At 64.8% G+C, this 6,277-nt stretch carries 7 protein-coding genes; 4 read left to right on the forward strand and 3 right to left on the reverse strand.

Going from position 1 to position 6,277, the window contains the following annotated elements:
- Window positions 1-968: 968 nt before the first annotated feature.
- Both OXS49_RS32140 and OXS49_RS32145 read left to right on the forward strand, forming a co-directional pair.
- Window positions 969-1,739 (forward strand): hypothetical protein, encoded by a 771-nt coding sequence (locus tag OXS49_RS32140; RefSeq protein ID WP_267428591.1) that lies wholly within the window; start codon window positions 969-971, stop codon window positions 1,737-1,739.
- Window positions 1,740-1,946: 207 nt separating this feature from the next.
- Window positions 1,947-2,750, forward strand: a complete 804-nt coding sequence (locus tag OXS49_RS32145; RefSeq protein ID WP_267428592.1) for a class II aldolase/adducin family protein — start codon at window positions 1,947-1,949, stop codon at window positions 2,748-2,750.
- 3 nt (window positions 2,751-2,753) lie between these two features.
- On the opposite strand, the gene OXS49_RS32150 is transcribed toward OXS49_RS32145, so the two are convergent.
- Window positions 2,754-3,044, reverse strand: coding sequence for a hypothetical protein (locus tag OXS49_RS32150; RefSeq protein ID WP_244005343.1), 291 nt, complete (start codon window positions 3,042-3,044; stop codon window positions 2,754-2,756).
- A 211-nt stretch (window positions 3,045-3,255) separates the two neighbouring features.
- On the opposite strand from OXS49_RS32150, the gene OXS49_RS32155 reads away from it, so the two are divergent.
- Window positions 3,256-3,519 carry a hypothetical protein gene (locus OXS49_RS32155; protein ID WP_244005341.1) on the forward strand — a complete coding sequence of 88 codons (264 nt, stop codon included), beginning with the start codon at window positions 3,256-3,258 and terminating at the stop codon, window positions 3,517-3,519.
- An 84-nt stretch (window positions 3,520-3,603) separates the two neighbouring features.
- Here the strand turns inward: OXS49_RS32155 and OXS49_RS32160 are convergent, their stop codons facing one another.
- Window positions 3,604-3,831: a hypothetical protein gene (locus OXS49_RS32160; protein WP_267428593.1), complete on the reverse strand. Its 228-nt coding sequence runs from the start codon at window positions 3,829-3,831 to the stop codon at window positions 3,604-3,606.
- A gap of 256 nt (window positions 3,832-4,087) precedes the next feature.
- On the opposite strand from OXS49_RS32160, the gene OXS49_RS32165 reads away from it, so the two are divergent.
- Entirely contained in the window at window positions 4,088-5,623 is a 1,536-nt protein-coding gene (locus OXS49_RS32165) for a sensor domain-containing diguanylate cyclase (RefSeq protein ID WP_244005338.1), read from the forward strand.
- Window positions 5,624-5,646: 23 nt separating this feature from the next.
- Here OXS49_RS32165 and OXS49_RS32170 read toward each other — a convergent pair whose 3' ends face one another.
- Window positions 5,647-5,892 carry a hypothetical protein gene (locus OXS49_RS32170; RefSeq protein ID WP_244005335.1) on the reverse strand — a complete coding sequence of 82 codons (246 nt, stop codon included), beginning with the start codon at window positions 5,890-5,892 and terminating at the stop codon, window positions 5,647-5,649.
- Window positions 5,893-6,277 lie beyond the last annotated feature (385 nt).

Raw genomic sequence — 6,277 nt, forward strand, 5'->3', positions numbered from 1 at the left:
ACCCGCTTCGCGGGCCACCCTCCCCCGCAGAGGGGGGAGGGAGGGCACACCTCCGCGGCCCCGCGCGCTGCGCCGCCGGGGGCATGGCCAAACCCTGTTGTCACCGGGGTGACGCGGGACGCCGCGAAGCCCGAACACAACGTTGTCAATGCCGGCTTCCCGGCGTCCCGCGGACGCCTGGGCCGGTTTCGACCCCTGCGTCCGATCCTGCATCCGGTGTCCGTCACGCGGGGGGCTCGAACCTACGCTAAGACCTCTGGGTTGCCCTGTGGCACCCCGGTGGCTTCCGAGCGAGCCTTCGTCGCACGCCCTCTCGTCGTGGAGAGCGCCGTAGACCTCCACACCGCCCAGGACAGGGTCGGCCTCTGGCCTGAACGACCGTGGCATTTCCTCCGCCGGCCGCCGCCCAGCCCGAGCCAGGGGTTGTCGAGTCCCGCGCCCGGGGCTGCCGCAGCCGACGGCAGACGCGGGCACCGCCCCACCGCCGCCGGCCCGGCGGCTGACCGGACCGACGCCCCGAAGCGTCTCACGACGCGTCGCGGCGGGGTGAGAGACTTGGAGCATGGATTAGGAATTTTGTCAATTAGCTCGAGAAGACAGCGACCTGCTTACGAGTTCATCCTGCGGTCCTAATCGGGGTTGGCTTCTGGCAGGTCTCAGCTGTTTCCTCAGGCTTCTAACCTTCGAGCTCGATGGAGTGCTGTGCGCGAGCAAAAATTTGTTTTCCATGCTAACTCGTCTGTATTCATACTCACAATCGCGCACATATATTGAAGCTAGTTGAGTAAGTCAGTTAGGACCAGTTCGTCAGCGTCGTTGATCAGCCCTTACAGCTACTTCCTCAGGAGCTACTTGTGCCCCGGAATCGTACTCGATTTTGCGTTCTTATAGATAATTCAGCCAGCATGTTGTTTTCAGTAATTGAGTCATCCTCGGGCGCCCTAACAATTGAAGTCAAGAGTTCAGAGATGAACGGTGGCGAGACCGGGGAAGATAGACTAGTCAGGAAATATGATAAAATACAGTTGCACTTGACTAAAAGTAGCACCACCTTGAATGGAATTCATTCGACATTTGAGGCAGAAAATGGAAGTAAGTCCGAATGCATGGCTTACACAGATGCAGTCAAGACAAAATCCGGCCTCTACCTTGTCCAAGCTCGTCAGTGTCCGAATCTCAACCGGGATTATTTCAAACCACAGGATACCGATCGTGCATCGACGAAGATCGTTCCGGTCGGTAATTACAATCCAGAGATACAAACGCTGCACTATGCATTGCTTGTTTCACATCCGGAACGGTCGTTCGATGCATCGAAAGCAAGTCAGATACAATCCGTATCCTCGTATGTTTTTAGCCAGTTTAGACTTACGGTCATAGCATCGGCCGCTAATAATCCATCCACTGATTTTGGATCGTCAATCAAGTTTCTAACAGCTCCAGCAGAAGCTGCCACAAAGGACTCAGCAAAAGAGCTGTTCAAACGGCAACAATACGGGCGCAATGAAGCACAGTGCGCTAGAGATGTTGCAGCTGCCTTCAACTGGAATTCAGCATACCAACTGAAAAATATCATTAATAACATGAGGAAAACGGAATTTTATCAACAGGCAGTCGACTTGTTTACGCCAAGACTTAGATGGTATCGTCAGCAATATGATAGATATGCGCAAGATATTGGACAGGATCCACTCTTAGTACTTTGCGCTCTTCCGTCTATGCATCCCATATCCCAATGATTTCGGTCGCCCTTCTTTGAGGCCTCTGCTGAGCTCCGGTAGCGCAGGATGAGGAGGCTTAGATCGGAGACCGTGCTCATTGCCGATCCGCTCCTCATGGTGCACCTTACGGCTGTCCCGCGGCCCGGCCCCCATACACCGGCTACCCGGGCATCCCGGGACCGCCCGCGTCGCCCCGCGATCCCAAGCGCCACAGGGAGCCGTCGCATGAACGCAGCCTCACCCTCGCTCGTCGCGGACAACCACGAAGAGTCCGATCTCGCCGCCGAGACTCAGGCCATGCGGGTCGATCTCGCGGCCGCCTACCGGCTGATCCACCGGCTGGGGCTCGACGACAGCATCTACACCCACATCTCGGCGCGGCTGCCGGGGGGCGGGCACCGGTTCCTCATCAACCCCTACGGGATGCGCTTCGAGGAGGTGACGCCCCAAAACCTCGTCACCGTCGATAGCGACGGACGGGTGATCGCGGATCCGATGGGGCTCGGCATCAACCCGGCCGGGTTCACGATCCACAGCGCCATCCACGCCGCCCGCCACGACGCGGTCTGCGTGCTCCACACCCACACGGTGGCGGGCGTCGCGGTATCCTGCCAGGAGGAGGGGCTCTTGGCCCTCAATCAGTGGTCGATGCAGTTCGCGGGGCGCGTCGCCTACCACGCCTATGAGGGCATCGCCCTCGACCTCGACGAGCGCCAGCGCCTCGTGGCCGATCTCGGCGACAAGCCCGTCATGGTCCTGCGCAACCACGGGCTGCTGACCTGCGGGCGCACGGTCGGCGAGGCGTTCCGGCTGATGCACAACATGGAACGGTCGTGCCGGGCGCAGCTCGCGATCCAGGCCGCGGGCGCGCCGGTGATTCGGCCCTCCGCCGCCGTCGCGGCCAAGACCGCCGGGCAATACGCCGCCGGCTACGACCGTGTCGTGGTCCAGGGCGCGCCCGACAACGAATGGGCCGCGTTCAAGCGGATGCTGGCGCGCACCGATCCGGATTTTTTCGCAAACGACTGAGGCTCAAGCCGCCAGGGCGGATTGCGTGTCGCGGCCGTGGGCCTGATCCATGATCGCGCCGATCCGCTCGCCGACCGCGATCGCGATCGCCACCGAGGCCGGCCCCTCCAGGCCCTGCTGGCAGATCCGGCTGAGCACGTCGGTCACCCGCTGCTCCATCACGCCGAGGATCGCGGCGGCGGCCTGGGGCTGCGCGCCGCGGAGCACGGCCGCGAGATCGCAATAGGCGTCGTTGAGCAGCTGGAACGTCAGGCGCTCGACCGCTTGCTCGTCCGCCTCCGTCAGAACACGCATCCCGGGCCACTCCCCCTCGTCGTCGGCAGACTCCTCCGGGAGCCGTTAACAACGCGTAAAGACGCCGGAGGCCAGGGAGGGATCGGCTAACCATCCGCCCGCCGGGTTGGCCCAGCGGGTGGGCCATCGCGTCACCCCCCGGCGGCATCCCGGAACCTGGCGGCCCCCGATCGGTCAAACCGGGGAGAGACCTCCACACGGAAGCCCGATCATGCGTAGCCTCATCCTCGCCGGCCTCGGCCTGTCGGCCGCCCTCGCCACCCCCGCCCTGGCCCAGGTCCAGCAGACCAATCCCAACGCCGCCAACCAGTCCATGGAATCGAGCAGCCAGATGCGCGGCCTGCGGCAGGAGCAGACCACCCAGTCCGATATGCTGCGCATGGACATCCAGCGGAACCAGGCCGCGACGCCGGCCCCGAACACCGGCCCGAACGCGCTTCCCCCCGGCGCCGGGACGGGCGTGATCGGGCGCTAAGCCCGGCACCGGACAACGCCCGGCACCAGGGCCCTGCCCTGGACCCGCGAAAGGGCTCGCCCTTTCGAAACCAGCATAGGGTGCTCAGACGTCCGGCAGGCGCCGCCCCTTCACGACCACCCGCGGCCAGCGCTCCAGGCCGATCGGCATCAGCACGGCGATCTGCTGCGGCACCTCGGCCTCGCCCAGGAGGCTCCGGAGCGAGATCCGGCAGGCCTCCTCCAGCTCGGCCCGGCTGCGCGCGCCCGACGTCTTGATGTCGGCGATCAGGAGCGCCGCGATCTCCTGGGCAAAGGCGTCCTCGTCCGACATGTCGGTCCCGCGCTCCAAGCCAGAGCCATATAGTCCTTCGCAGCATATCCGGGTATCGGTACAGAATTGCGCCCCCATGGATTTGTTGTGGATACTTGGCGATCGGACGCGCCACACCGCGGGACACGTTCCCCGCGTCCACGCCGCGGTAGCGCGTTTCGGGTCAGATCTGCTGGAACCCACGGGGTTCAGGTAACGATTCAGTCATACATGCTGATCTACTGGTATTAATCGACACGTTGGCGTGGATTTACAGATGTTTCGGTTGGGCCACCTCCATGCGTGGCTTCGGTCGGCCCGGACGTGGAGCACGCTGGGCGTGCTGGCCCCGGTCGGCATGGTCGCGGTCACCGGCCTGATGCTGGCCGACCTGCGCCGGGACGCCTGGGACCGGACCGAGCAGACGTCCCGGAACCTCCTGCAGGTCCTGGAACGCGACATCGCGCGCAACGCCGAGCTCTACGACCTCTCGCTCCAGGCGACCGTGGAGAACCTCGCGGCGCCCGGCCTCGCGCAGGCCGATCCCCAGATGCGCCAGCTCATCCTGTTCGACCGCGCCGCGACCGCCCGCGACCTGGGCGTGATGCTGGTGATCGACGCGCAGGGCAACATCACCGACGACATCGGCGCGGTGCCGCCGCGGGTGGGCAACTATGCGGACCGCGAATACTTCAAGATCCATCAGGCGCATGACGGGCTGGGCCTCCAGGTCGGCCGCCCGATCGTCTCGCGCCTGACCGGCGAGCGGATGCTGCCGTTCAGCCGGCGCATCAACCGGCCCGACGGGCGTTTCGGCGGCGTGGTCCTGGGCACCGTGAAGCTGTCCTACTTCGAGCACCTGTTCCGCGAGATCGACCTCGGCCCCGGCGGCGCGATCAACCTGTACCTCGCGGACGGCACGCGCATCATGCGCTACCCCTCCACGGAGGCCGACATCGGGGCGAACATCGCGCAGGCCCCGACCTTCCGGCGCTTCGTGCGCGACCGCGAGGGCAGCTTCGTCGGCACCTCCACGCGCGACGGGGTCGAGCGGTTCTACACCTTCGCGCCGGTCGGGACGCTTCCGCTGATCCTGAACGTCGCCCTGTCGACCCGGGACGTGGAGGCGGCGTGGTTCGCCAAGGCCGTCACCATCGGCGGCATCACGCTGGTCCTGTGCGGCCTCACGATCGTGCTCTCGCTGCTGTTCGGGCGCGAGCTGCGCCGCCGGGAGGCGATGCAGGAGGAGCTGGCCGCCCTGTCGCGCACCGACGCCCTGACCGGCTTGCCGAACCGCCGCTGGTTCGAAGACCGGTTCGCCCAGGCGATCGAGACGGCCCGGCGCGACGGCCGGCCGCTGTCGCTGCTGATCGTCGATGCGGATCACTTCAAGCGCTACAACGACCGCTACGGGCACCCGGTGGGGGACGCGATCCTGAAGGCGCTCGCCCGCCGCCTCGCCGCGAGCGTGCACCGGCCGGAGGATCTCGTCAGCCGCATCGGCGGCGAGGAATTCGCCTTCCTGCTGCCGGAGACCGACGGCGCGGGCGCCGCGCGCATCGCCGACAAGGTCCATGCCGAGGTCGCCGCGCTGACAGTTCCGTCCGCGGGGATCGGGGCGGGGTCCGTGACGGTCAGCATCGGGCTCGCCTGCGCGGGGCCGGGGGGCAGCGCGGACCTGCCGGACCTGTATCGCCGGGCCGACGAAGCCCTTTACGCAGCCAAGGAGGGCGGCCGCAACCAGACCCGCATCGCCGCCACGCAGGCCCCCGCGCCCCAGCGGAGCAGCCTGCAGCTGGTCGGACGCGCCTGAAAGCGCGTGGGAGGAGGGGGCCGTTAGCGGCCGAGCCGGGCCATCAGGCGCGGGCCGTACACGTCCCACACGATGTGGGCGACATAGGCGGCCTGGAAGGTGACGATCACTTCCCAGTCGCGATGCAGCACCTTCACCAGGGTCCGATCGTGGAGCGCGCCTTCGACGCCCATGGCGACGGCCAGGATCGTGCTGATGGCGAAGACGCCGAACCAAGAGAATTGACGGGCGACGGCAACGCCCAAAGCCGCGACCAGAATGTAGAGCATGCGGCCACCGGATTGCCGATACGGTGCGCTTACGTAGACCGATCTGTTAAAGCTTAGCAAGCTTCCACAATATTGCGCCGCACCATCATGACGGCATCAGGTCAACCAGGCTGTACGTGACCGCAGTGATAATCATGGTCCAGACAAGCAGAAAACACGTTCGGAACGAGAAAGCGGCCTGGACGGGCAAACTCTCGTACCAGTTCCGGACCCGGCGAAACAATCTCGATATTGGACTATGCCACGCTCTGTCGATCATTGGCGCAAACTCGAAGGCAGCGCTGACGTAACAAAGTGTTTCCGGCAGCGTCAGCCAATATCAACACTATCGTCCTGACTGCCGGATGAATGCGACATTTCGCACACAGATCGGGGGTTCCGATCC

Source organism: Methylobacterium sp. GC_Met_2, from assembly GCF_026540795.1.
Classification (GTDB): Bacteria; Pseudomonadota; Alphaproteobacteria; order Rhizobiales; family Beijerinckiaceae; genus Methylobacterium.